This window comes from Sphaerisporangium corydalis, from assembly GCF_025506355.1.
In the GTDB taxonomy this organism is placed as follows: Bacteria; Actinomycetota; Actinomycetes; order Streptosporangiales; family Streptosporangiaceae; genus Sphaerisporangium; species Sphaerisporangium corydalis.
Genome location: NZ_JANZYP010000077.1, coordinates 13590 through 38449, shown reverse-complemented (window position 1 = coordinate 38449; position 24860 = coordinate 13590). Strand labels below are relative to the sequence as shown.

Genomic DNA, 24860 nt, shown 5'->3' with positions numbered 1-24860 from the left:
ACCAGCACCATCGCGGGGCCCGGCTTCGGCCGGGCCCCGCGCCATGTCCGGCCCTCTACCCCGACGCCTGGAAGGCCTACGCCGCGGGGGCCAGCTCCCTGGTGCGCCGCACCAGCTCGGCCACCGCCGGTTCCCCGCTCAGCGGCTCCAGCCGTTTACGCAGGTCGGCGACGTACGACCTGGTCCGCACCGACTGCAGGCCCGTCGCCAGGTCCAGCGCCGAGGTGCCCACCTCGCAGGCCTCCTCCACGTCCCCGCACAACGCGTGCGCCGAGGCCAGCAGGGACAGGTTGAACATCCGGCCGCGCACGAAGCGCCCGTCCATGTCGAGTGACCGGCGCGCGTACCGCACGGCCTGCCCCCCGTCGCCGAGGTCGCGGAAGCACTGCGCGTACTTGGCCGCCAGGTAGGCCTCGTCGAAGTAGCGGATCCACTCCGGCTCCTCCTGCGGGCGGCGGCGGTCGAAGGCGAGGTCGGCCTCGTGGAGCGCGAGGGCGCACGCCGCGCCGTCGGACAGCGCCGCGTGCGCGTGGGCCTCCAGCACGTACGCCTCGGCCAGCAGGGACGGGACCTCCGCGCCACGCGCGGAGAGCTGGGCGGCCCTGGCGAGGTCAAGGGCATGCCGTGGTTGTCCTATATATATGGCTTGGTGGGCCATGCCGGCCAGGATCTCGCCGCCGAAGCCGTGGTCGCCCGCCTCCCGGGCCAGGCCGAGCGCCTGGATGAGGTGGCGTTGCGCCAGGCCGTGCTGCTCCAGGTCGTAGGCCATCCAGCCGGCCAGGCGGGTGGCCTCCGCCGCCGCCGAGGCCAGCGCGCGGCCGGTGGCCTCGCCGTACAGGCCGTCCTTCAGCAGCGGGGCGACCGCCGAGTCGAGATATTTCACGACGGCCGACCGCACCCGGCCCCCGCCGAATCGATTGTCCAGCTCGCCGAATGAGCGGGTGACCTCGCGGATGGCGGCGATGTCGGCGCCGCCGACCCGGTGCGGGCCACTGGTCTCGGGCCTGCCCTCCATGGGGAGGGTCAGCCAGCGCAGGGCTCCGGCCGAGCCCGCCCCGACGGCGAAGGCGGAGTCGAGCAGGAACCTGCGTCTCTCCATGTCCGCCCTCCATAGTGCTGTCACGGTCTCGACACCCTCCTGCCATGAATGTGTGAACTCCTGTCCGAGGTCGAGCGGCGTGGTTCCCCCCGCCATCCCGAGGTCCTCGGTGGTGACCGGCCGGCCGAGCCGCAGCGCGAAGATCTCGGCCAGCAGCACCGGCACCGGGTCGCGCGGGCGCTGCCCGGCCGTCCACCGAAGCACCGAGCTGTGGTCGTACCGCAGAGCGGTGAGGCCGCGCGTGGCGCCGAGCTCGTTGAGCCTGCGGGCCAGCCCCTTGTGGGAGAAGGCGGCCTCGGCGATGAGGTGCCGCAGAAGAAGGTTGGGCTCGCGTTGCATCGCTCTATCCTCAGGAGGACTACGCGGACGGTCATCGGCGGTCCGCACGCCGCAAGCCCCCTGTGCACACATACGCCCTTCGTGCACACCCTTGCCCCGACACGTAACGGAGGGTTTTTGTTATAGCACGATGAGTTAACTGTGGACGGGAATTCCTCCAGACTTGACCCCAGGAGCGGTACCTCATGACAAAGGCAAGCCTTTTCGACTGGGATGTGTACACCGGGCACGAGCCGGCGGGCTGGACGGCCTGCGGGGTGACGGCCTCGGAGAAGTCGGCCGTCGAGCGGGTGCGGACGACGTTCGCGGCCATTCCGCACGGGACGTGCGCGTGGGCGGAGATCACGCGGGTGCGCCTCGATCCGGCTCACCTGTCGCCTCGCGAGCGACTACCGGAGGGGCGGCGGGTGGCGGTGCGGCTGTGGGACGGCGGCGTCGTCTGGTCGCTCCCCCGATGGTGCCTGACCGCTCTGCGGCGCCCGGCCCCGCGCAGGCGCCCGGTCACACCGGAGCTTCTGGACGGTTACCGGGCCGCGGCCGACCCCGCGGGCGCGCCGTACCCCTTCGGCGGTCCGGTCCCTGACGACAGTTGAACGCGCGCCGGAGGCCGGTGGATCGACCCGCGCCGAAGCCTCAGGCGGATCGGCGCGCACCGAGATCCGCCGGGGCGCGAAGGCGCCCACCGGCGGGAGGAACCGCGGGCCGGACGGATCCCGCCCGCGGGCACGACTCGCGGCCGGCTACCTGCGGGCCACTCCGTCCAGGCGGGCCTGGGCGGACACGGCGGCCACCACGGCGGGGGCGACCCGCTCGTTGAACGGGCTCGGGATCACGTAGTCCTCGGAGATCTCGTCGCCCACGACGGCGGCGAGCGCCTCGGCGGCGGCGACCTTCATGTTCTCGGTGATCGTCGAGGCCCGGACGTCCAGGGCGCCCCGGAACACCCCGGGGAAGGCCAGCACGTTGTTGATCTGGTTCGGGAAGTCGGACCGGCCGGTGGCCACGACCCTGGCGTGCCGGCGGGCGATCTCGGGGTGGATCTCGGGCGTCGGGTTGGACAGGGCGAACACGATCGAGTCGCGCGCCATGGAGGCGACCGCCGCCTCCGACAGGGTCGAGCCGGACAGCCCGATGAACACGTCGGCCCCGGCCAGCGCCTCCTCGGTCGACCCGGTGAAGCCGCCGCGGTTGGTGTCCCTGGCCAGCGCCTCCTTGTAGGGGTTGAGCCCTTCGCGGCCCTCGTAGATCATGCCCTTGGAGTCGGAGACCGCGATGTCGCCGATACCGGCGTTGACCAGGATCCTGGTCACGGCCACGCCCGAGGCGCCCGCGCCGGCGACCACGGCGCGCAGGTCGCCGAGGGTGCGCCCGGTGAGGCGCGCGGCGTTCCGCAGGGCGGCGAGGACGACGATGGCGGTGCCGTGCTGGTCGTCGTGGAAGACCGGGATGCTGAGCAGGCCGCGCAGCCGGTCCTCGACCTCGAAGCAGCGGGGGGCGCTGATGTCCTCCAGGTTGATGCCGCCGAAGGACGGCGCGAGCCGCACGACGGTCTCGACCAGGGCGTCCACGTCGGTGCAGTCGAGGCACACGGGCACGGCGTCGACGTTGGCGAACTGCTTGAACAGCAGCGCCTTGCCCTCCATGACCGGCATCGCGGCGGCCGGGCCGATGTCGCCGAGGCCGAGGACGGCGGTGCCGTCGGACACGACCGCGACGAGGTTGGCGACCCAGGTGTACTCGTTGACGAGGTCGGGCTGGTCGGCGATGGCGGTGCAGACCCTGGCGACGCCCGGCGTGTAGGCGAGGGACAGGTCATCGGCGTCGCGGACCGGGACGGTGGATCGGACCTCGAGTTTGCCGCCGCGGTGCATCGCGAAGACGGGATCGAGATCGAGGGTTTCCAGAGAAGTGGTGAACGGCGTGACTGCCACAGCGACCCCTGTGTCTAAGGACGGCTTCCTTCGGTAGACGCCGCAGCCGAACGAGGGCCGAAGGCTTCGGTAGCCGCCCGGCGGCCGTCGTCGTTGACGGTCGTCTCTTGAGGGGGGTACGGGGGTCACCCGTTGCTTGATTGTGCCACATGTCGAGACGCCTGCCGATGCCGCCGGTGCCACGGATTCGTGGGCCAGGGCCGGGTATCAGAAGGGTTCAACCGGACATATCTGCACTTCTCCCCCCTTAATACCTCTTACCCGAAGTGTCTGACCCTGATACCCCCACTTCCACCCGAGACGGTGCACACCCGACCCGTACCGGCCGTTCGTGTAATACTCGATATCCCGATCCGTCTCTTACAGCGATGGAACCCAACGTGGACCTGACCTCATACGCCGAGCTAGCGGTCCTGCTGGTCAACAGCGGCGACGCGCTCGACTCCCCCGACGGCGCCCGGCGGCTCCTCGTCGAGGCGGGGCGCGCGGACCAGGCGGAGCGCCTCACCCGCGCCGACCTCCAGACGCTGCGCGACCTGCGCCACGAGCTGATCGCCGTCTTCGCGGCGGCGGCGCGCCACGACGAGCAGTCCGCCGTCGACCGGCTCAACGCCCTGCTGATCCGGCACCCGGTCCACCCGCAGATCTCCCGGCACGACGGGCAGCGCTGGCACCTCCACCTCACCGAGGGCGGCCGGCTCTCGGACGAGTACGCCGCGGGCGCGATCATGGGGCTGACCGCCCTGGTCACCGAGCTGGGCGTCGACCGCCTCGGGCTCTGCCAGGCGGACCGGTGCGAGCGGGGCTACCTCGACACCTCCTCCAACCGGTCGCGCCGCTACTGCTCGGAGCGGTGCGCCAGCCGGGCCAACGTGGCGGCCTACCGCGCCCGCCGCCGCGATCTCAGCGGGGCAGCACGCCGCGCCTGAGCGGCCAGTAACGCAGGACGACACGGCCCACCAGGAGCGAGGGCGGCAGCGCGCCGAAGTCCCAGCTGTCCTTGCGCCCGGACGCCCGCTGGTTCTCGCTCTCCAGCCACCAGCCGTCCCCGTCCCGCCACGCCACCCGCTTGACGATCATCCGGTCCGGTTCGCCGGGCAGCCGCGCGACCACCAGATGACCGGGCCGGACCGCCGCGCCACGGCGTACGACGAGCCGGTCCCCTGGGCGCAGGACGGGCAGCATCGACTCCCCCTCGACGCGGACCCTCATGAACCACATCCCCTTCCTCTTCCGCGAATCAAGGCGAGTAAGTTGGGCACTGGACACTGCTGTCTGTCTGTCATCAGCATCAAGGAAGGAAACCGATGCTCGCACGACTGTTGCGGCCGGCTCTTGTCGCCTCCGCGCACTGTGACCTCCCTTGCGGGGTGTACGACCCCGCGCAGGCTCGCATCGAGGCCGAGTCCGTGAAGGCGATCATGCAGAAGTACGCGGACAACGACGACCCCGTGTTCCGCGCACGCGCCCTTTCCATCAAGGAGGAGCGGTCCGAGCTGGTCAAGCACCACCTCTGGGTGCTGTGGACCGACTACTTCAAGCCCCCGCACCTTGAGACGTACCCCCAGCTCCACCAGCTCTTCTGGGACGCCACCAAGCTCGCCGGCGCCGCCGGCGGCAAGGGCACCGTCGATGTCGCGAAGGCCGACGACCTCCTCGGGAAGATCGACGAGATCTCGAAGATCTTCTGGGAGACCAAGGCCGCCTGAGCCTTGACGCCCCTTTCTGGCCTCGTGCGGTGCACCTCGCGCGAGGCCAGAGGCTTGTCCCAGGCCACGGAGGTGACATGGCGGCCGGGGCGCCCGGCGGAGGGCCCGCCGGACGTCAGGGAAACCAGCCGCAATTCAACAAGATCACGACTATCGGCGCGTCCCAGTCCTGCAACAAGGGGCACGGGGCGGTAAGTTGCTAATCAGCAGCTCTGTGCGAGGAGGAACGTGACCGACGAGACAGCGACGCGTGCTGAGGGCATTCCTGGAGGCCTCGCGGCCATTCGTGACGCGGTGAGCGTGCGCCTGCCCGCCGCGAGTGCCTACCTGTCCGTGCTCCGTACCGCCACCGCCGGGCTGGCCGCCCGCCTGGACTTCACGCTGGACGAGATCGAGGACCTGCGCATCGCGGTCGACGAGGCGTGCGCCATGCTGCTGGGCCACGCCGTGCCGGGCACCGACCTGCTCGCCGAGTTCGAGCTGACCGGCCAGGAGATGATCGTCCGGGTCGAGGTCAGCACGGTCGGCCAGGCCGAGCCCAAGCGCGACGACTTCGCCTGGATGGTGCTCACCGCGCTGGCCGACGAGGTTGACGCCGAGACCGACACACCCGACCGCATGGCAATCGTGCTGCACAAGCGCCGAGGCGCTGCGAGGCTGTCGTGACGGAGAGGACCCGGGCCGTGGCCGGCAGTGACAGCACCGTCCCCGACAGGGTACGGGCCCGCGGGCTTTTCGGTGAACTGGCCGATCTTCCTGCCGACGACCCGCGCCGCCAGCGCATCCGCGACGAACTGGTCGAGCTCCACCTGCCCCTGGTCGAATACCTGGCGCGGCGCTTCCGCAACCGAGGCGAGTGGCTCGACGACCTCACCCAGGTCGCCACCATCGGGCTGATCAAGTCGATCGACCGGTTCGACCTGGCGCGTGGCGTGGAGTTCTCCACGTACGCCACCCCGACCATCGTGGGCGAGATCAAGCGGCACTTCCGCGACAAGGGCTGGGCGGTCAGGGTGCCGCGCCGCCTGCAGGAGCTCAAGCTCTCGCTGACCAAGGCGATCAGCGAGTTGTCGCAGCGGCAGGGCCGTGCCCCCACCGTCGCGGAGCTGGCGACCCACCTGCAGATGACCGAGGAGGAGGTGCTGGAGGGCCTGGAGTCCGCCAACGCCTATTCCACGGTCTCCCTGGACGCCCCGGACTCCGGTGACGACGACGCGCCGGCCGTGTCGGACTCGCTCGGCATCGTGGACGAGTCCCTGGAGGGCGTCGAGTACCGCGAGTCGCTGAAGCCGCTGCTCGAACGGCTGCCGCCGCGCGAGAAGCGCATCCTGCTGCTGCGGTTCTTCGGCAACATGACGCAGTCGCAGATCGCCACCGAGCTGGGCATCTCCCAGATGCACGTCTCGCGCCTGCTCGCCCGCACCCTGGCCCAGCTCCGCGAGGGCCTCACCGCGGAGGACTGACCACGTCTCACGGGAGGGCCCGGCTCGCCGGGCTACTTCTCGATCATGGCGCGCGTCGTCGGCGGCGCCAGCAGCGCGGCCAGACCGGCGAGCGCGGCGGCGACCAGCAGGACACCCGGCACCGTCTGGCCCGACTGGACCAGCGAGACGGCGACCGGCAGCGCGAAGATCTGCGTGACCACGCCGGGGGCCCGGCTCCACCGGGCCGCCCGCAGCACTCCCCAGGCCACCCCGACCAGGGCGGCGCCCATCAGGACGCCGAACGCCGAGACGGCGATGGAACTGCTGAGGTCGGCCGGCGAGCCGACCACGGTCTGCACCCCTGCGTAGCCGCCGAGCACGACGGCGACGAGGCCCTCGAGCGTGAGAACGGCGGCGCCGGCGGTCAGGGTCGCCGGACGGTTCGACATACCGGGTCACCCTACTTGACCCCCGTCGCGGGTGCTTGACCGGTGGATACGCTGGGCGGCATGCGCGCACTCCTCCTGATCAATCCCACGGCGACGTCGACCAACCGCCGTACGAGGAACGTCCTGATCCGCGCTCTCGGCGCGGCCGTCGACCTGACGGTGGAGGAGACCGGGTACCGAGGGCACGCCACGGTGCTCGCGGGGGCCGCGCGGGACGCGGGCTTCGACATCATCGCCGTCCTCGGCGGTGACGGCACCATCAACGAGGCCGTCAACGGCATGATCGGCGGCGAGGGCCCGAGGCCCGCGCTGATCGTGATCCCCGGTGGGAGCGCCAACGTCTTCGCCCGGTCGCTCGGGCTGCCGAACGATCCGGTGGAGGCGACCGGCGCGGTGCTGGAGGCGCTCCGGGAGGGCCGGAGCCGCCCGGTCAACCTGGGGCAGGCCATCTGGGACGATCCGATGGCCGGCGGCGAGGGGCCCGAGCGGGTGCCCGGCGCGTCGGGGCCCTCCAACAGCAGATATTTCACCTTCTGCGCGGGTCTGGGGTACGACGCCGAGGTGGTCCGGGCCGTGGAGGGCCTGCGGGGCGCCGGATACAAGGCCTCGCCGGGCCGCTACATCCACACCGCGGTGCGGCACTACTTCATGACCGACCGCCGCCGCCCGGCGCTGCGCCTCGAACGGCCGCACAGCCCGCCCGTGGACGGCATCTTCATGACGATCATCTCCAACACCGCGCCGTGGACCTACGCGGGCGACCGGCCGCTCAACCCCACGCCGTGGGCGGGGTTCGACACCGGTCTCGATCTGCTCGGCCTGCGGCGCATGGGACTGCCCGCGATGCTCGGGCTGATCAAGCAGATCGTGGGAGAGCGCGTCGGCCTGCCGCGCGGGGGCCATCTCGTCCATGCGCACGACGAGGAGGAGTTCACCCTCAGGGCCCGCCGGCCCACGGCCTTCCAGCTCGACGGCGACTATCTTGGTGAGCGTGAGCGGGTGACTTTCCGGTCGGTCTCCGCCGCGTTACAAGTTCTGGTCTAATCCATCACATCCCGTCATAGTGTGATGCATCCGACAGCCATATCCGGCAAAACGTTCTCCCAAACCTCTTGCGTGACCTGGGCATGCCTGAAAAGCTCGACACGACGTCGGAACGTAGGACGTTTGAGGATCCCACCCTGATTCCTCGAAGGTCGGCGGCGATCACGCGAGCTTTCCTGCCCCCCGAACCAATGGCCCCGGGCAAAAGTTCGCCCTGGTTAGTGAAAGTGTTCACAAACATCCGTCACCGGACGGAGCCGCAGGCTCCACCTACGAAGGAGTGGAACGCATGGACTGGCGCCACCGCGCTGCCTGCCGTGACGTGGACCCCGAGCTGTTCTTCCCGATCGGCAACACCGGACCGGCACTCATGCAGATCGAGGAGGCCAGGCAGGTCTGCCGCGCCTGCCCCGTGAGTGAGCCGTGCCTGAAATGGGCGATCGAGTCCGGTCAGGACGCCGGTGTGTGGGGCGGTCTGAGCGAGGACGAGCGCCGCGCACTCAAGCGCCGCACGGCCCGCGCCCGAGCCCGCGCGAGTGTCTGACCCCGCACGCGTCCCCCGATCCGCCTCCCGTCTCCGCGCGGAAACACGTTTCCGAGCGGCAGCCCCGAAACCCCACCACTTTCCGCACCGCCCCAGCGTCGCGGCGTACGGAACACGCCCGGCATCGCCCCGCGCGATGGCCGGGCGTCGCAGTTCCCAGGCCCGCCGACCTTAGTCCGGCCCGCTAGGCGGGCTGCACCGGGATGGTGATGGAGACCTCCGTCCCCCCGCCCTGACGTGGCCGGACGGCCAGCCTGCCGGACAGCTCCCCCACGACGAGCGTGCGGACGATCTGCAGGCCCAGGCTGGTCGACGCCTCCAGGTCGAACCCCTCGGGCAACCCCCCGCCGTCGTCGGCCACGATGAGGTCGAGCCGCTCCTCGGTGCGCGCCACGTTCACCAGTATCGTCCCGTTGCCGTACGCGAACCCGTGCTGGACGGCGTTCTGCAGCAGCTCGGTCAGCACCATGGCCACCGGAGTGGCGATCATCGCCGGGAGCATGCCGAAGCTCCCCACCCGGCGCGGCATCACCATCGCCGCCGACACCTCCCCCGTCATCAGGATGACGCGGTCGGCGATGTCGTCGAAGTCGACGATCTCCTCGGGCGTGTGGGACAGCGTCTCGTGCACGATCGCTATCGACCCCACCCGGCGTACGGCCTCCTCCAGCGCCTCGCGGCCCTCGGGCACCTGCAGCCGCCGCGCCTGGAGCCGCAGCAGCGCGGCGACCGTCTGCAGGTTGTTCTTCACCCGGTGGTGGATCTCGCGGATGGTCGCGTCCTTGGTCAGCAGCTCGCGTTCGCGGCGACGCAGCTCGGTGACGTCCCTGATGAGGACGAGCGCGCCGATGCGGCCGCCGCCCACGATCAGGGGGATCGCCCGGAGCTGCACCACGTTGGCGCCCGCCTCCACCTCGGTCTCCCTCGGCGCGCGCCCGCTCGCCACCAGCATGAGGTCCTCGTTGATGGGCTCGTCGGAGTAGCAGAGCGCGGCGGTGGTCTTGCCCAGCTCCGAGCCCACCAGGTCGGCGTTGAGCCCGAGCCTGCGGTAGGCCGACAGCGCGTTGGGCGAGGCGTAGGTCACCCGTCCCGCGCGGTCGAGCCGCAGCAGGCCGTCGCCGACCCTCGGCGAGCGGACCAGGATCGGCGCCTCCTCCGGGAAGGGGAAGCGGCCCTCGGCGACCATCTGCGCCAGGTCGGACGCGCTCTGGAGGTAGGTGAGCTCCAGCCGGGACGGCGTGCGCGCCGACGACAGGTTCGTCGACCGCTGGATGACCGCCACGAAGTGGTCGTCGCGCCTGACCGGGATGGTCTCCTCGCGTACCGGGACACCGCTGGACCAGTCGGGGTCGCCCTCCCGGCAGATGCGGTGCTCGTTCCAGGCCGTGTCGATCAGCGGGCGCTCCCCGGCCGCGACGATCGAGCCGACGACGTCGTCGTGGTAGACCGTGGGGCCGGTCGTCGGGCGCATCTGCGCCACGGCGACCCAGCCGGACTCGTCGCGCAGGGGGATCCACAGGATCAGGTCGGCGAAGGACAGGTCGGCGAGCAACTGCCAGTCGGTGACCAGGGAATGCATCCACTCCAGGTCGGCGGGATCGAGCGTGGTGTGACGGGCTACCAGGTCGCTGAGAGTCGGCACCAGTGCATCATGCGTGCTAACCCCCGCCGAAGGCGAATCGACGGCACCCGGCCTGGGAAGATTCCTGAAATGGAGCATAAGGGCGGATCGCGAGGCGGGGCCGATCCGGGCGCGTCCGAAGTGGCGGACCCCCTGATCGTCGGCGCCTCGCCGGCCGGGGTGGCGGCGCCTTCCGCTCTTGATATCGTGAGCGACCATCCTGACCTGCCAGGACAGGCCCGGAACCCTGCCTGCGGGTACTTTCGCCCGCCGTACGCACTATCTGGCCGGTCTTGTCGGAGATTGACCGCACAGGTCAATCTGAGTTCGGATGATCTCGCGGTGATCGGACGCGCGCTCACCGCCGTGGCCGAGATGAAGGTGAACGTGTGACAGAAGACTCTCCCCGCATTCCCAAGTACTACGACGTCAAACGGAACCTGCTGGAACTCACCAAGTCTCTGCCCGCCGGAGCGGCCCTGCCGCCCGAGCGTGCCCTCGCCGTGCGCTTCGAGACCTCACGCACGACGGTGCGGCAGGCGCTCACCGAGCTGGTCGTCGAGGGACGCCTGCTGCGCATCCAGGGCAAGGGCACGTTCGTCGCCCAGCCCAAGGTCGCCCAGGTGCTGCAGCTCACGTCCTACACCGGGGATCTGCGCACCGTCGGGCTGGAGCCCGACACCAAGATCCTCGACATCAACTACATCACCGCCGACGAGACCCTGGCCCGCCGCCTGTGCATCAACCCGGGCGGGCGCGTGCTGCGCATCCACCGGCTGCGCCTGGCCAACGGCGAACCGATGTCGATCGACACCACCCACCTGTCCGCCCGCCGCTTCTCACGGCTGCGGCGGGAGCTGGAGGTGCACTCCTCGCTGTACGAGACCCTGCACAACGCCTACAACGTCCAGCTCACCGACGCCGAAGAGATCATCGAGACCGTGCTGGCCACGCCGTACGACGCCCAGGTGCTCGGCGTGGACGTCGGCCTGCCGATGCTGCTGCTCACCCGGCACGCCTTCGACGCCGAGGGCAACCCGGTGGAGTGGGCCCAGTCCCTCTACCGGGGCGACCGGTACAAGTTCGTCACGCGCCTGCGCAGACCGCCGGAGACCGGCGACCAGGGGCATCCCCGCCTCTAGGGTGGTGCCGGTGAGCATCCTGGTGGTCACCGGCACCGACACCGGTGTGGGCACGACCGTGGTCACGGCCGCCGTGGCCGCTCTGGCACGCGGGCGCGAGGCGCCCGTCGCGGTGGTGAAACCCGCGCAGACCGGCGTGACGGCGACCGATCCCGGCGACCTCGACGAGATCATCCGGCTGTCGGGGGTGACCACCACCTTCGAGTGCGCGCGCTTCCCCGGCCCGCTCTCCCCGGCCGCCGCGGCCCGCGCCTGCGGCCTGCCTCCCGTGTCCATGACCGCCGTGGCCGAGCGCGTGGGCGCGCTCGCCGAGACCCACCGCCTGGTGCTCGTCGAGGGCGCAGGAGGGCTGCTGGTCCGCTACGACGAGGACGGGGCCACCATCGCCGGCCTGGCCCGCGCGCTCGGCGCCCCCGTCCTGGTCGTGGCCGGGTCCGGGCCCGGCACGCTGAACCACGCCGCGCTCACGCTGGAGGCGCTCGCCGGGCGGGGCCTTGAGCTCGCGGGCGTGGTGCTCGGCTCCTGGCCGGCCCGGCCCGGTCCCGCCGAGCGGAGCGAGGTGACCGGCCTGGAGACGCTGGCCGCCCGGCCGCTGGCCGGAGCGCTCCCCGAGGGCGCCGGAGCGCTCGGCCGCACCGCCTTCGCCGAGGTGGCCCGGTGCGGGCTGGGGCCCCTGCTCGGCGGCGAGTTCGACCCGGCCCGGTTCCGGACGACCCTCAGCCTGTGAACCGACCGGACCGGGCCCGAATTGGAGCTCCCGGACGGCCCGAAGATGGCCATCAAGGCTCTCCAGCCGGTGCTGTGACCCTAGAGTCGCCCTTTGAGCAGCGCATATGCCCGCTCAAGGATTGACCGGGGACAGAAAAGGTAAGTTCACGTCATGGAGTCTGCAAAGCACGCCGGTGACATCGCGGTCGCCGTCTCACGAGCCTATGGTGCCGAAGTCATGTTCACCTTGTCGGGCGGGCACGTCTTCCCCCTCTACGACGGGGCCGTCCACGAGGGCATGCGCATCGTCGATGTGCGGCACGAGCAAAGCGCGGTCTTCGCCGCGGAGGCCACGGCTCGGCTGACGCGACAACCGGGCCTCGCGGTGCTCACCGCCGGCCCCGGCATCACCAACGGTGTCAGCGGTGTCGCGACCGCCCACTTCAACGGGTCGCCCGTGGTGGTGATGGGCGGGCGCGCCCCGGCGTCCCGCTGGGGGTCGGGCGCGCTCCAGGAGATGGACCACCCCCCGCTGTTCGAGACGATCACCAAGCTGGCCTTCACCGCCGGCGGCGCCGACTCGATCGGCCAGGATGTCGAGATGGCGTTCCGCACGGCGATCGCCCCGCACCGCGGCCCGGTGTTCCTCGACTTCTACATGGACCATCTCTTCTCGCCCTCCCCCGCGCACCAGGCCGAGACGCTGACGCCGTCCCCCCTTGAGCCGGACGCCGAGACGCTGGCCTCGATCGCCCGGCTGATCTCCGAGGCGGAGCGCCCGGTGCTGGTGCTGGGCTCGGACGTGTGGATGGACCGCGCCGAGGAGGTGGCCCGCGACTTCGCCGAGGCCTACCGGCTGCCGGTCATCCCGAACGGGCAGGGGCGCGGCATCCTGCCGGCCGGGCACGAACTGCTCGCCACCCGGGCGCGGGGCATCGCGTTCTCCCAGGCCGACCTGGTCATCGTCGCCGGCACCCCGCTCGACTTCCGCCTCGGCTACGGCTTCTTCGGCGGCAGGGACGGCGCCCCGCTGGCCAAGGTCGTGCACCTCGCCGACGCGCCGTCCCAGCTCGCCACCCACGTCGAGACCGCCGCCGCGACCGCGGGAGACCTCTCCCTGCTGTTCTGGGGGCTCAGGTCCGCCTGCGCCGAGGCCGGGGTGTCGCCCGCCGGGCACGACGCCTGGGTCACCCGGCTGGCGGAGGCGTCCGCGGCGGCCGTCGCCGACGACGCCGAGCTGCTGGAGTCCGACGCCGACCCGATCCACCCGATGCGCATCTACGGCGAGCTCAACCGCGTCCTGGACGACGACGCCGTGATCATCGGCGACGGCGGCGACTTCGTGTCGTACGCCGGCAAGTACGTCGAGCCGCGCAGGCCCGGCGGCTGGCTCGACCCCGGGCCCTACGGCTGCCTCGGCACCGGCCTCGGGTACGCCATCGCCGCTCGCATCGCCCGGCCCTCCTCGCAGGTCGCGCTCCTTCTGGGCGACGGCGCCGCCGGCTTCTCGCTGATGGACGTGGACACCCTGGTCCGCCACAAGCTGCCGGTCGTGATGATCTGCGGCAACAACGGCATGTGGGGCCTGGAGAAGCACCCCATGCAGATGCTCTACGGGTACGACGTGGCCGCCGAGCTGCAGCCGCAGTGCAGGTACGACCAGGTCGTGACCGCGCTCGGCGGCGGCGGCGAGCTGGTGACCTCGCCCAAGGAGATCGGGCCCGCGCTGCGCCGCGCGTTCGACTCGGGCGTGCCGTACATGGTCAACATCGCCACCGACCCGGAGATCGCCTACCCCCGCACCACCACGGGCATCTGACCTGCCCGCCCCGGCGGCGCCTCGGCCCGCCGGGGCCGCCACCGCCCCGGCGCCCTGACCGGCGCCGGGTCCGGGCCCGGGTTCAGCTCTGCGTCGGGGTCGGGGTGGATTCCGGGTCGTCGCCGGGATCGTCGCAGGGGATGCCCTGCTCCACCACGATGGTCACGTGGTGGTCGACCGGCCACGACGTGCTGGGCTGCGGGTCCTGGTCGAGCACGCGGGTGCAGCCCTCGTCGCTCGGGTCCCCGCTGAGGTTCACGTCGGTCTTGAAGCCCGCGGCCCGGAGCCGCGCCACCGCCTGGGCCTGCGGCAGGTTGATGACCGCCGGCACCGTCTTCTTGATCGCCGGCTTCTTCGTGGGCGTGGGCGACGGGGTGGGCGTGGGGGACGGGCTCGGGGACCGGGTCCTGTCCGTCGGGGTCGGCGAGGGGGACGGCTCGGCGGTCTGCCGGGAGCCGCCCGTCGTGGCGTGCGGAGCGGGGGCGGTCGAGCGGGGGGTGCGCGGCGTGGAACGGGAGCGCGTCGGCTGGCTGGCGGAGGGGGTGACCGGGGGCGCCTCGGTGACCTCGGCCGAGGCACCGCTGCCGGCCATCTGGTTGAAGGCCACCGCCCCGCCACCGCCCAGCAGGGCTCCCGCGGCGATGACTCCGACGATCAGGCCGGTCTTGCCGCGCCTGGCGGCGGCCCTGCGGCTTCCCCTTGACCCGGCGTGCTGCCCCGGAGACATGGTCACGCGCTGCCCGAGGGGCACTGGCGGGCTCTGAGTGGCCCCTGTGAGCGGCGGAGGGCCGGTCCCCTGGGAAGGGGAGGTGGCCAGGATGTACGGCGGGGGCGTCGGCGTTGAGGGCCGTACGGCGTCCCCCTCGTACCACGAGGGCTGAGCGGTGTGCGTCCCGGTCTCGGGGGAGGCGAGCTGGTGGTGACCGCCGCCCGACGTCGTCCGCGCGGACGACACCATGCCGGTCAGACCGGTCAGGCCCGCCATGCCGGACACCGCGAGCGACGCGCCGGTGTCGTCCCGCATCGTCTGGCGCGCGGCAGCGCTCATCTCGGCGGCGCTGCGCCACCGCCGCGCCGGATCCTTCACCAGGGCACGCTCCACAAGGTGCCGCACGGCCGGCGGCACGTCCGGGGGCAGCGGGGGCGGATCCTCGCGGATGTGCTTCAGCGCGATGGTGACGGGGGTGTCGCCGTCGAACGGCCGGTACCCGGCCAGGCACTCGTAGGCGACCACGCCGAGGGCGTACAGGTCGACGGCGGGGGTCACCGGCTGGCCCTCGGCCTGCTCGGGCGCGCAGTACGCGGCGGTGCCGAGCACCATCCCCGCGTCGGTCAGGCGGTGGCCCATGTCGGCGCGGGCGATGCCGAAGTCGGTGAGCACGAGCGTGCCGTCGGGACGGACCAGCAGGTTGCCCGGCTTGACGTCGCGGTGCACGATTCCCCGGTCGTGCACCGCCTGGAGGGCCGAGGCCGCCTGGGCGATGAGCTCCATGGCGGGCTCGGGCGAGATGCGGGTGAGGCGGGTGAGCAACCGGTCCAGCGGTTCGCCGTCGACGAAGCGCATGACGAGGTAGGCGGTCGGGCCGTCTCCCGGCACGTCGCTGACGCCGTAGTCGTAGACGTCGACGACACCCGGGTGGTTGATCGTGGCCATCGCGCGGGCCTCCCCCTGGAAGCGCGCGGCGAAGCCCGGGTCGTCCATCCGGCCTGGTAACAGCACTTTCACGGCGACGGTGCGGGCCAGGACGGTGTCCTCACCTCGCCACACCTCGCCCATACCACCGGCGCCGAGGCGGACGTCCAACCGGTAACGTCCCGCCAGCGTGGTCCCTTGGGCCACCATTTTTCCCCCGCTAACCCCAATCCATCCAACCCGACGTGCCCCAGAACTCTTTAACAAAGCGGATTTGTATCGCGACAAGGTCACGCCGACGTCACAAAACCCTGTGGTCGTACGATCAGCGTCAGGCTGTCAGCGATCCGTCACACCGTGTTCGACGCACCGGAGGACCACCTCCGGAGCATCACCTGTACCACCAGCCGTGCGGTGGCGGGGCGGTTCCATGAGCCGGCGGCCTGACACGCGGAGTGGTCCACGTCTCCCGCGAGACGCCCGCGGTGGTCGAAGTTGGGGCTCACGCCAAGAGCGTAATCCATCGTTCCCCACCATTCCCGACAACCACCGAACCCGCCCCCGAAGGCTGCGCCGGGGGCGCAATAGGGTGAGGCGCATGACGGTCGATGCCGGGCTGCGTGCCGAGATGCTCATCATGGTCGAGCGGTCGGACACCGCGATCAAGATGGGCAGCGGCGACGTCCCCGTGCTCGGCACGCCCCGCCTCCTGGCCATCGCCGAGGCGGCCACCGTCCAGGCGGTCCGCGACCACCTGGCGCCCGGGCAGACGTCCGTCGGCACGAAGGTCACCTTGGAACACCGCGCCGCGAGCCCGGTCGGGTCGCACGTCGAGGTGGTCGCCGAGCTGGTCGAGGTGGACGGGCGGCGCCTGGTGTTCGAGGTGATCGCCAGGGACCGGCACCGGATCGTGGCGACCGCCACCATCGAGCGCGTCGTCGTCGACCGCGAGCGCTTCCTCGCGGGCCTCGCCCGCTGACCCGCCACGGGCCTCTCGCCCGATCCTGACCGGCACGCGGCGGCCAAGGCGTCATCCCCTCACGACGAGGACACCACCGGGCGTCAGGGTGTCACTCGATGATGGCGATCAGGTCGCCTTCCTGGATGACGTCGCCTTCGGAGACCTTGATCGAGCTGAGGACGCCGGCGTCCTCGGCGAGTACCGGGATCTCCATCTTCATGGACTCAAGGATGACCAGCGTGTCGCCCTCGTTGACGCTGTCCCCCTCGGCCGCGACGATCTTCCACACGTTCGCCACCATCTCGGCGCGTACTTCTGCCACCGGAACTCCCCTTCATCATTGATCCGACTGTGTCAGAGGGCTGTGCACATCGTCGCACCAGGGCCGATGCCCGGCGGCGACGGGTGCGCGGCCTCCTCGGCGTCACGAACGCATGCGGGTGACCAATCCCGTGTCGTAGTCGCCGCTGACGAACTCGGCGTCGTCCAGCAGCTCGGCGCAGAACGGCAGGTTGTTCTTGGGTCCTTCGACGCGGAAGGCGGCCACGGCCGCGCGGGCCCTGGACAGCGCCTCGGCCCGATCGGCACCGTGAACGCACAACTTCGCCATCAGCGGATCGTAGAACGGCGTGACGGTGTTTCCTACGACATATCCGGAATCGAGGCGAATACCGGGACCAGCCGGTTCCTCCCAGACGTCGATCTTCCCGGGGCCGGGGAAAAACCGCTTGGGGTCCTCGGCGTACACCCGCAGCTCGATGGCGTGCCCGACCGGCGCGACCGCCTGACCGCCCGGGGCCACCGGGAACGACACCGGCTCCCCCGCCGCGATCAGCAACTGCTGCTCGACCAGGTCGATGCCCGTGACGAGCTCGGTCACCGGATGCTCCACCTGGAGCCGCGTGTTCATCTCGAGGAACACGAAGTCCTGCGCGGCGGCGTCCACCAGGCACTCCACGGTGCCGGCGCCGCGGTAGCCGACGGCCTCCCCGGCCCGCACGGCCGCGGCCAGCATGCGCTCGCGCAGCTCGGGCGTGATGCCCGGGGACGGCGTCTCCTCCACGACCTTCTGGTGGCGCCGCTGGACCGAGCAGTCCCGCTCGCCCAGCGCGAGGACGGTGCCGTCCGCCAGCCCGAGGATCTGCACCTCGACGTGCCGCGCACGCTCGATGTAACGCTCCAGCAGGATCGCGGGCCCGCCACCGCCGCCGAAGCGCTCGGCCGCCCGTGACGCCGTCTCGAACGCCTTGGCGAGCCCGGCCTCGTCGCGGGCCACGCCCATGCCGATGCCCCCGCCGCCGGCCGCCGCCTTGACCATGACGGGGTACCCGATGCCGGCCGCCGCCTCCAGTGCCTGCGCCAGGACGGTGACCGGCTCACGCGTGCCCGCGGCCACCGGCACCCCGGCCCGTTCCATGAGGTTGCGGGCGTTGATCTTGTCGCCAAGGCGCTCGATCGCGCTGGGCGAGGGACCGATCCACACCAGGCCCGCGTCCATGACGGCCTGGGCGAAGACGGCGTTCTCCGCGAGGAACCCGTAACCGGGGTGAACGGCCTGCGCCCCGGTGAGGCGGCACGCCTCGAGCACCCTCGCGGTGTCGAGATAGCTGTGCGCCGGGGCCGAGCCACCGAGCAGGAACGCCTCGTCGGCCTCCCGGACGAAGGGGAGGTCGCTGTCGGCCTCGGAATGCACCACGATCGCACGCAGGCCCATGGACCTCACCGTGCGGACGATCCGCCGCGCTATCTCCCCGCGGTTGGCCACCAGAACACTCTCGAACACCGGCCAGACTCCCTTCGACGGTTCACCACCTTATGGCCCGGCCCGGGGCCGCACCCTTCTCGCGAAACCACCGAACGCCTGTGTCCCGTATGTAGGAAGTCCACAACCGGGCGCCACAGGGAAAGCGTTCCCCGGTCGCCGCGCCACGCACCCGCGCGGGCACGACAAGCTCGCGGGACGGCCGGTCACGCGGGACGGAAGGCGATTCAGAGACGGTGGGCCGGCGGGGTCCGGTCGATGACCTTGGACATCGACTCCACCACGGCCGGGTCGTACTCGTCTCCGCCGTCGAGCCGCAGCCGCTCCAGGGCCGCCGCCTGCCGGTCGCGGTCGGTCGAGCTGCCCACCAGGTCGTCGTAGGCGTTGGCGGCCTTGATGATGCGGCTGGCCAGCGGTGGCATGTCGGGCCCGGTGAACCCGTCGCCCTGCCTGCGCACGATCTCGGCCACCCGGTCCAGCACGCCCGTCTTCTTGATGACCTCCGCCCCGAGCTCGGCGATGCTGCGCGCCTGCTCGGGGTCGGTGAGCACGGTGGCGCCGCCGGGGATCGGGTCGCGCAGGGACAGCTGGCCGATGTCGTGCATCAGCGCGGCGTACTCCAGCTCCAGCAGCTCGGGCTCGGCCATGCCGAGCTCCCTGCCGACCGCCAGGGACAGGCGGCTAACCCTGCGGGAGTGCCCGGGTTCGACGTACCCGCCGACCTCGGTCACCCGGGCGAGCGCCCGTACGGTCTGGAGGTAGGTGGCGCGGATCCCCGCGTACTTGCGGAACGCGACCTGGGTGACGAGCAGCGGGGCCGCGAACACCACCAGGGCGGTGAGGTGCATGCTGTGGGAGGCCAGGGCCAGCAGGGTGCCGGAGGCGGCGACGGCGGCGCCGAGCGGCGCGGCCATGCGCAGCTCGTCGCGGAGGGTCACCCGGAAGGCCGAGCGCATCTGTTCGGCCCTGAGCACGGCGGCGATGATCACGTCGGCGGTCAGCATGGCGAGGATGAGCACGGCCATCACGCCCAGCACCACCCACCAGGTGCCGCCGGGCCGGCTGGTGGTGGCGTACAGCGCCGGGGCCAGCGGCCGGTAGGCGAAGGCGAGCAGGGCTCCGGACAGCAGCCGCCGCGCGAGGCCGTCGAGTTGCGGCGGCCTGCCGACGGCGAGGTGCGGCAGCGCGCCGATGGTCATGCCGGCCGACATCACGGCGACCACCTGGAGCGCGGAGTGCCGCGTCGGCACGCCTCCGACGTCGAGCAGCAGGGTGTACCCGAGCGCGGCGGCGGCGCCGATGGGGGCGACCTCACGGTTGCCCGGCATGGTGAGCCGGGCCAGCTCGCCGGCCGCGACGAGCACGCCGAAGGCGATGGCGATCTCGGGGTCCGACAGCCCGACGGCGGCGGTGTGGGCGACCCCGGCGACGGTCACCATGCCGGCCGCGCAGATGAGCAGGAGCTGGCCGGAGTCGAGTCCCTGCAGGGGGCGCGTGGCGATGGTCACCGCTCGGACACCACTTCGATCGGCGTGGTGGGGTCGTCGTGGTCCTTGGCCATGGTCTCTACGACCTCGTCGGCTTCGGGGGCGGAGACCTTGCCGGGGGGATCCCAGCCCCGCCGGTCGACGGCACGGATGAAGGCGCCGACCATGACGGGGTCGAACTGCGTGCCGGACTGCTTGCGCAGCTCGGCCACGGCCTCCTCGATCGACTTGGCCTTGCGGTAGGCGCGGTCGGAGGTCATGGAGTCGAAGGCGTCGGCCACCGCGATGATGCGGGCGAACTCGGGGATCTCGGCGCCGGCCAGCCCCATGGGGTAGCCCTTGCCGTCCTGGCGCTCGTGGTGGTGCATGATGCCGGCGAAGGCCTCGTCGAGGAAGTCGATGCCCCGCACGATCTCCAGCCCGCGCATCGGGTGGAGCTGGATCGCGGCGAGCTCCTCCTCGGTCAGCCGGCCCTCCTTCTGCAGGACCTTGGTGGGGACGCCGAGCTTGCCGACGTCGTGGAGCATCCCCGCGTACCCGATGGCGCGCATGCGCTCGGGACCCATGCCGATCTCCTGGGCGATCATCGTCGAGGCGCTGGAGACACGGGTGCAGTGCCCCCGGGTGTAGTAGTCCTTGGTCTCCACCGCCTGGCACAGGGCCGCGATGGTCGCGTCGTAGGAGCGCTGCTGGGCCAGGTACTGCCCGAACGCCCATCGCGCGATGAACAGCGGCAGCAGCACCAGCACCGCCGAGATCGACTGCACCGTGGCCCACAGCCCGGCGATCAGCAGCCCGAACGTGGCGTACCCGAGGTAGGACACGAAGAACTGGACGAGCCCGCGCAGCGGGACCTCGTCGGCGCGCAGTTGCCCGGCCAGCGACAGCATGACGGCGAACAGCACGAAGTTGAGCGGCACGAACACCGCGGCGGCGCCCATGAAGGGGCCGATCAGGTCGGTGAAACGCTCCACACTGGGCACGTCCTGGTGGCCGCCGAGCCGCTCGAACGCCCACCCGGCCGCGTAACCGCAGATGGCGAACTGGGCGCCGTTGAACAGCCGTTTGTGCAGCGCCAGGCCGGGCCGCACGCTCAGCACGGCGGTCGCGCCGACCATGGCCGCGCCCACGTCGCCCACCAGCACCACCGCGGCGAGGGCGGCGGAGAAGCTGACCGACATCGCCGCCTGCTCCACGTTGAGCAGCGTGGGCACCGACTCGCAGACCAGGAACAGCAGCGCCAGGACGAGCAGGGTCGGCCACTCGCGCTCGCTGAGGTGCTCGGGGGCGATCAGGCCCCTCCCGATCAGTGCCGCGGCCACCCCGATGATCACAATGAGATAGGCCTTCGCCGGCCAGGGGAGTTCACGCACTGGCGCCGCCTCGGGCAGTCACGGGCTCACGCTCAGGTCCAGGTGATCCCCGAGGGCACGTCGACCATGGCCCCCAGGAGAGCCGCCAGTGCGAGCAGGCCGACGGCCCAGATCGGACCATTGGCCCTCATGGCCGCCACCGTGCGTGTGGCCATTGCCTTCACCATGCGTCGCCTCCCCATCGAATCCGGATTCAGGCTACAGAAACCGAGGTGACCCGTGAGGGAAGTCGAAGAATCGCATCCAAAGCGTAATCAAACCACTACCCGCAGCTAACGCGTTCTCGCCCATTCGACCGTGGCCTTGAGACCGGTCAGAAGGTCGGTCCTGGGGTGCCAGCCGAGGCCGTCGAGCGCCGGGACGGGGTCGACCGCCATGGCGGGCAGGTCGCCCAGCCGGGCCGGTTCCGACCTCGGCTCGTCGGCCGCCCCGGCGGCGCCGGCGATCAGGGTGTGCAGCTCACGGTCGGTGGTCTGCACGCCGGTGCCGAGGTTGAACCGGCCGCCGCCGCCCCTCGGCCCGCAGGCGCGGACGAACCCGTCCACGACGTCGTCCACGAAGATGTAGTCGCGGGTCTGGGAGCCGTCGCCGTAGACGACGGTCGGCGCCCCGCGCAGCAACGCGTCGGTGAAGATCGAGACGACCCCCGCCTCGCCGACCGGCGACTGGCGCGGGCCGTAGACGTTCGACAGGACCAGGGTGGTGTAGTCAAGGCCGTGCAGCGCCCGGAACATCGACAGGTAGGTCTCACCGCTGAGCTTGGAGGCGGCGTACGGCGAGCGGGCGTCGGTCGCCGCGTCGCCGGGGACCGGGATCGTGGCCGGCCGGCCGTACACCGCGACGGACGAGGCGTACAGGACCTTGCGCGCGCCGGCCACCCGCGCTGCCTCCAGCACGTTGACCGTGCCCTCGACGTTGAGCCGGGCGTCGAACACCGGGTCGGCCACGCTGGCGCGCACGCTGATCTGGGCCGCGAGATGGCAGACGACCTCGGGCCGCCACTCGGCCATCAGGCCGCTCAGCGCGGGATCCCTGATGTCCATCTCGCACAGCCGGAACAGCGGGTTCGCGAGGGCGGCGGCGAGGTTGCCGCGCTCGCCCGATGACATGTCGTCCACCACGGCGACCTCGTGCCCGTCGGAGAGCAGCCGGTCCACGAGGGTCGATCCGATGAACCCGGCACCGCCGGTCACAAGTAGCCGCATCCCGGCATCCTAGTCCGAGAAACACCGCTCATCCGGCCGGCGCAGGACGATCATCCGGTGGGGCGTTCGGCCGCGATCTCGGCGCGGACGGCCTCGATGCGCAGCAGGACCTTGGACCGCAGGTCCTCGGGCACGGTGTCGCACCCGCAGTGCTTGGCGACGAGCTGCTTGACGACCTTCTCCAGGCCGTACTCCTCAAGGCAGGGCCCGCACTCGTCGAGGTGCTGCCTGATGTCGGAGCGCCAGCGCTCGTCCAGCTCGCCGTCGAGGAAGGTGTAGACCTTGTCCAGCACTTCCCCGCAGTCGGTGTCGTGCGGCTTCCCACAGCTCATGCCCAACACCTCACCAGGGCGCCGGCGCCGAGCCCGCGCTCACCCGCGACCATCGATGATCGATCAATCTCGTCGCGCTCGATCACGACGGGTCCTCCGATCGCACAAGCCCGCGTCCGCGTGCGTAGTCCTCCAGTTGCGTCCGCAGTTGGCGGCGCCCCCGGTGCAGGCGGGACATCACGGTCCCTATCGGGGTGCCCATGATGTCGGCGATCTCCTTGTAAGGGAACCCCTCGACATCGGCCAGATAGACCGCCATCCGGAAATCCTCCGGCAGCGCGGCCAGCGCGTCCTTGATATCGCTGTCGGGCAGATGTTCGAGCGCCTCGACCTCCGCCGACTTCAGACCGGCCGAGGTGTGGGACTCGGCGCGCGCGAGCTGCCAGTCCTCGATCTCCTCGGTGCCGGACTGCTTGGGCTCACGCTGCTTCTTGCGATAGCTGTTGATGAAGGTGTTGGTCAGGATGCGGTAGAGCCAGGCCTTAAGGTTCGTCCCCTCCTGGAACTGGTGGAACGAGCCGAAGGCCTTGGCGAAGGTGTCCTGGAGCAGGTCCTCCGCGTCCGCGGGGTTCCTGGTCATCCGGAGCGCGGCTGAATAGAGCTGGTCGAGGTACGGCATGGCGTCCCGTTCGAACCGCTCGCTGCGTTGCTCCAGAGTCTCCTCTGCTGTCTTGGAGACCGGACCCACCCCCTTATACGCGCCGTACACCGCCGAGAATACCGGCTTGTGTACGACCGCCCGATCACCGACCTCGGTCATGAGCATGGGACGGAACCTCCTCGCGTGTTTACACGCGTCTGCAACACGCGAGGCATAGCATCTGTTCCCGGTAACTAGAAGGTGACGAACGACCCGGTACGGGGAAAAAGATACGTACCGGCTGGTAGCGATTCCCCGGAGCCCCGACCGTCCAGGAGCCACTCGTGCTGCCCATCCCAGCCAACGAACTGAACGGCTCAGGCGCACTCGGGCCGTACTGGACCTTCTACCACGCCGTCGTGGCCGAGCAGCTTCGCCGTTGGCTCCCTGAGCGGCCCTGCCTGCTGCTCGATCTGTCGGGCGGGCGCGGGCGCTGGCCGGTCCAGGCGGCCGGCGCCGGGCACCACATCATCGAGGTGATCGACTTCCGGCGCCCGGCCGATCCCTGGCTGCGTGACGCCTCCAACAGGATCCGCAGGGTGCGCGCCGACGATCTCGGCTTCCTGCCCGACGCCTCCGTCGACGCCGTGGTGGCCGAGGAGCGCGTGCTGTCGCTGGAGCTGATGGCCGAGTCGACGATGGAGGACGTCGTCCGCGTACTGAAGCCCGGCGGGCGCGTGCTCGCCTGCGTCGACTCTCTGGTGCTCGGCATGGCGATCATGGCCGAGCAGAACTACTGGGCCCACCTGTGCCAGACCGGGACCGGCGAGGTGATGCTGGTGCCGTGGCCTGACGGCAGCATCACCCGCTGTTTCACCAGCGTGCAGCTCCGCGAGCTGCTGACCGACGCCGGTCTGGAGGTGGAGTGGGTACGGCCGCGCACGGTGCTGTCCCCCTCGACCGTGGACCACGTCCTGGCCGCCGACACTCGGGCGCTGAACTGGCTGGTCCGCACCGAGCTGGACGCGCACCCTGACGACGACGACACCGTGGGCATCCACCTGGTCGCCAGCGCCCGCAGGCCGGACTGACCGGGGCGGGCGGCCGTCCCGTCAGCGGTGGCGCTCGCCGTCCGTCAGCGGCGGCGGGTCGCCGTCCCCTCAGCGGCGGCGCTCGCGCACGCCCTGGCAGTGGACGCAGCGTGAGGCCTCGGGCCGCGCCACGAGGCGGCCCTCGGGAACCGGCTTCCCGCAGTCCACGCACCTGCCGTACTCGCCGGCGTCGAGCCGCTTGAGCGCGTCCACGACGGCCGTGCGCTGGCGCGTGGCCACCTCGATCATCGCCTGCGCGCGGTCGGCGTCGGTGAGGTCGGATCCCGCGTCGGCCGCGGACCTGTCGCCCACGGCGACGGGATCACCCCGCAGCACCGTGATCGACCGATCGAGTTCGGCCAGCATGCTCTCCAGTTGGACCCGAGCGGTCGCGTCGTCCACGGATCCGCACCTCCGGGAAGAAATCGGGCACGGCCTGGGCCGGGATCCCCCGGAAATCCCGCCTGGCTCTCAGAAACCTTTTGGCGGTGGCTCTCCCTGGGGAGGCATCGCTTTCCTCACCGGATGCCCATTCGGCCGGGACTTTACACCGCCATGGCTCGGCCTTTTGACAATCCTGACCGATTCATGGCATTTATCCAATTTC

27 protein-coding genes are annotated in these 24860 nt (G+C 71.1%); 12 read left to right on the top strand and 15 right to left on the bottom strand.

Annotation, left to right across the window (positions count from 1 at the left end; all coding sequences use genetic code 11):
- Positions 1-76 precede the first annotated feature (76 nt).
- The gene (locus NYZ98_RS35980) at positions 77-1438 is read right to left on the bottom strand and encodes a hypothetical protein (protein ID WP_262848795.1); all 1362 of its coding nucleotides are present in this window, start codon (positions 1436-1438) and stop codon (positions 77-79) included.
- Between the two features lie 185 nt (positions 1439-1623).
- Here NYZ98_RS35980 and NYZ98_RS35975 point away from each other — a divergent pair, with 185 nt between their 5' ends.
- Positions 1624-2031, top strand: a complete 408-nt coding sequence (locus tag NYZ98_RS35975) for a hypothetical protein (RefSeq protein WP_262848790.1) — start codon at positions 1624-1626, stop codon at positions 2029-2031.
- Positions 2032-2178: 147 nt separating this feature from the next.
- On the opposite strand, the gene NYZ98_RS35970 is transcribed toward NYZ98_RS35975, so the two are convergent.
- On the bottom strand, positions 2179-3309 hold the full coding sequence (locus NYZ98_RS35970) for an NAD(P)-dependent malic enzyme (protein WP_262848812.1): 1131 nt from the start codon (positions 3307-3309) through the stop codon (positions 2179-2181).
- Between the two features lie 440 nt (positions 3310-3749).
- Between NYZ98_RS35970 and NYZ98_RS35965 the strand changes: the two genes are divergently transcribed.
- A complete protein-coding gene (locus tag NYZ98_RS35965; RefSeq protein WP_262848787.1) occupies positions 3750-4298 on the top strand; it encodes a CGNR zinc finger domain-containing protein in 549 nt (182 codons plus the stop codon).
- Here the strand turns inward: NYZ98_RS35965 and sodX are convergent.
- The gene (sodX, locus tag NYZ98_RS35960; protein WP_262848785.1) at positions 4273-4581 is read right to left on the bottom strand and encodes a nickel-type superoxide dismutase maturation protease; all 309 of its coding nucleotides are present in this window, start codon (positions 4579-4581) and stop codon (positions 4273-4275) included. The two genes, NYZ98_RS35965 and sodX, sit on opposite strands and share 26 nt — an antisense overlap.
- 95 nt (positions 4582-4676) lie before the next feature.
- On the opposite strand from sodX, the gene sodN reads away from it, so the two are divergent.
- The 3 genes from sodN (at position 4677) to NYZ98_RS35945 (ending at position 6541) form a co-directional block, all read left to right on the top strand.
- Complete coding sequence (gene sodN, locus NYZ98_RS35955; RefSeq protein WP_262848782.1) at positions 4677-5078, top strand: superoxide dismutase, Ni; 402 nt, start codon at positions 4677-4679, stop codon at positions 5076-5078.
- A gap of 228 nt (positions 5079-5306) precedes the next feature.
- A complete protein-coding gene (locus tag NYZ98_RS35950) occupies positions 5307-5744 on the top strand; it encodes an ATP-binding protein (protein ID WP_262848780.1) in 438 nt (145 codons plus the stop codon).
- A complete protein-coding gene (locus NYZ98_RS35945) occupies positions 5741-6541 on the top strand; it encodes an RNA polymerase sigma factor SigF (RefSeq protein WP_262848778.1) in 801 nt (266 codons plus the stop codon). Before NYZ98_RS35950 ends, NYZ98_RS35945 begins: the two co-directional genes overlap by 4 nt.
- Positions 6542-6573: 32 nt before the next feature.
- On the opposite strand, the gene NYZ98_RS35940 is transcribed toward NYZ98_RS35945, so the two are convergent.
- The gene (locus tag NYZ98_RS35940) at positions 6574-6951 is read right to left on the bottom strand and encodes a hypothetical protein (protein WP_262848776.1); all 378 of its coding nucleotides are present in this window, start codon (positions 6949-6951) and stop codon (positions 6574-6576) included.
- Between the two features lie 60 nt (positions 6952-7011).
- Here NYZ98_RS35940 and NYZ98_RS35935 point away from each other — a divergent pair, with 60 nt between their 5' ends.
- Positions 7012-7995 carry a diacylglycerol/lipid kinase family protein gene (locus tag NYZ98_RS35935; protein WP_262848774.1) on the top strand — a complete coding sequence of 328 codons (984 nt, stop codon included), beginning with the start codon at positions 7012-7014 and terminating at the stop codon, positions 7993-7995.
- Positions 7996-8284: 289 nt separating this feature from the next.
- On the top strand, positions 8285-8539 hold the full coding sequence (locus tag NYZ98_RS35930) for a WhiB family transcriptional regulator (protein ID WP_262848772.1): 255 nt from the start codon (positions 8285-8287) through the stop codon (positions 8537-8539).
- A 184-nt stretch (positions 8540-8723) separates the two neighbouring features.
- Here the strand turns inward: NYZ98_RS35930 and NYZ98_RS35925 are convergent, their stop codons facing one another.
- Entirely contained in the window at positions 8724-10181 is a 1458-nt protein-coding gene (locus NYZ98_RS35925) for a PAS domain-containing sensor histidine kinase (RefSeq protein WP_262848770.1), read from the bottom strand.
- Between the two features lie 368 nt (positions 10182-10549).
- Between NYZ98_RS35925 and NYZ98_RS35920 the strand changes: the two genes are divergently transcribed.
- The 3 genes from NYZ98_RS35920 to NYZ98_RS35910 all read left to right on the top strand — a co-directional run bounded on the left by NYZ98_RS35920 (position 10550) and on the right by NYZ98_RS35910 (position 13829).
- Positions 10550-11302, top strand: coding sequence for a GntR family transcriptional regulator (locus tag NYZ98_RS35920; RefSeq protein ID WP_262848768.1), 753 nt, complete (start codon positions 10550-10552; stop codon positions 11300-11302).
- 10 nt (positions 11303-11312) lie between these two features.
- A complete protein-coding gene (gene bioD, locus NYZ98_RS35915) occupies positions 11313-12029 on the top strand; it encodes a dethiobiotin synthase (protein WP_262848766.1) in 717 nt (238 codons plus the stop codon).
- A gap of 153 nt (positions 12030-12182) precedes the next feature.
- Positions 12183-13829: an acetolactate synthase gene (locus tag NYZ98_RS35910; RefSeq protein WP_262848764.1), complete on the top strand. Its 1647-nt coding sequence runs from the start codon at positions 12183-12185 to the stop codon at positions 13827-13829.
- Positions 13830-13911: 82 nt separating this feature from the next.
- Here the strand turns inward: NYZ98_RS35910 and NYZ98_RS35905 are convergent, their stop codons facing one another.
- Positions 13912-15672 (bottom strand): serine/threonine-protein kinase, encoded by a 1761-nt coding sequence (locus tag NYZ98_RS35905; RefSeq protein WP_262848762.1) that lies wholly within the window; start codon positions 15670-15672, stop codon positions 13912-13914.
- Positions 15673-16060: 388 nt separating this feature from the next.
- On the opposite strand from NYZ98_RS35905, the gene NYZ98_RS35900 reads away from it, so the two are divergent.
- Positions 16061-16441 (top strand): thioesterase family protein, encoded by a 381-nt coding sequence (locus NYZ98_RS35900; protein WP_262848760.1) that lies wholly within the window; start codon positions 16061-16063, stop codon positions 16439-16441.
- Positions 16442-16532: 91 nt separating this feature from the next.
- Here NYZ98_RS35900 and NYZ98_RS35895 read toward each other — a convergent pair whose 3' ends face one another.
- From NYZ98_RS35895 to NYZ98_RS35860, 8 genes are all read right to left on the bottom strand, one after another.
- Positions 16533-16745, bottom strand: coding sequence for a biotin/lipoyl-binding carrier protein (locus NYZ98_RS35895; RefSeq protein WP_262848758.1), 213 nt, complete (start codon positions 16743-16745; stop codon positions 16533-16535).
- 102 nt (positions 16746-16847) lie between these two features.
- Entirely contained in the window at positions 16848-18206 is a 1359-nt protein-coding gene (locus tag NYZ98_RS35890) for an acetyl-CoA carboxylase biotin carboxylase subunit (RefSeq protein ID WP_262848756.1), read from the bottom strand.
- 206 nt (positions 18207-18412) lie between these two features.
- On the bottom strand, positions 18413-19693 hold the full coding sequence (locus NYZ98_RS35885; protein ID WP_262848754.1) for an HD-GYP domain-containing protein: 1281 nt from the start codon (positions 19691-19693) through the stop codon (positions 18413-18415).
- Complete coding sequence (locus NYZ98_RS35880; RefSeq protein WP_262848752.1) at positions 19690-21045, bottom strand: HD-GYP domain-containing protein; 1356 nt, start codon at positions 21043-21045, stop codon at positions 19690-19692. The genes NYZ98_RS35885 and NYZ98_RS35880 overlap by 4 nt, the downstream gene beginning before the upstream one ends.
- A 32-nt stretch (positions 21046-21077) precedes the next feature.
- Positions 21078-21200, bottom strand: a complete 123-nt coding sequence (locus tag NYZ98_RS35875) for a hypothetical protein (protein ID WP_262848750.1) — start codon at positions 21198-21200, stop codon at positions 21078-21080.
- 117 nt (positions 21201-21317) lie between these two features.
- Positions 21318-22250: an NAD-dependent epimerase/dehydratase family protein gene (locus NYZ98_RS35870; RefSeq protein ID WP_262848748.1), complete on the bottom strand. Its 933-nt coding sequence runs from the start codon at positions 22248-22250 to the stop codon at positions 21318-21320.
- A gap of 50 nt (positions 22251-22300) precedes the next feature.
- Entirely contained in the window at positions 22301-22582 is a 282-nt protein-coding gene (rsrA, locus tag NYZ98_RS35865; RefSeq protein ID WP_262848746.1) for a mycothiol system anti-sigma-R factor, read from the bottom strand.
- Positions 22583-22664: 82 nt separating this feature from the next.
- Complete coding sequence (locus NYZ98_RS35860; protein ID WP_262848810.1) at positions 22665-23270, bottom strand: sigma-70 family RNA polymerase sigma factor; 606 nt, start codon at positions 23268-23270, stop codon at positions 22665-22667.
- Positions 23271-23506: 236 nt separating this feature from the next.
- Between NYZ98_RS35860 and NYZ98_RS35855 the strand changes: the two genes are divergently transcribed.
- On the top strand, positions 23507-24253 hold the full coding sequence (locus NYZ98_RS35855) for a class I SAM-dependent methyltransferase (RefSeq protein ID WP_262848744.1): 747 nt from the start codon (positions 23507-23509) through the stop codon (positions 24251-24253).
- A gap of 69 nt (positions 24254-24322) precedes the next feature.
- On the opposite strand, the gene NYZ98_RS35850 is transcribed toward NYZ98_RS35855, so the two are convergent.
- Entirely contained in the window at positions 24323-24655 is a 333-nt protein-coding gene (locus NYZ98_RS35850) for a TraR/DksA family transcriptional regulator (protein ID WP_262848742.1), read from the bottom strand.
- Positions 24656-24860: the final 205 nt, after the last annotated feature.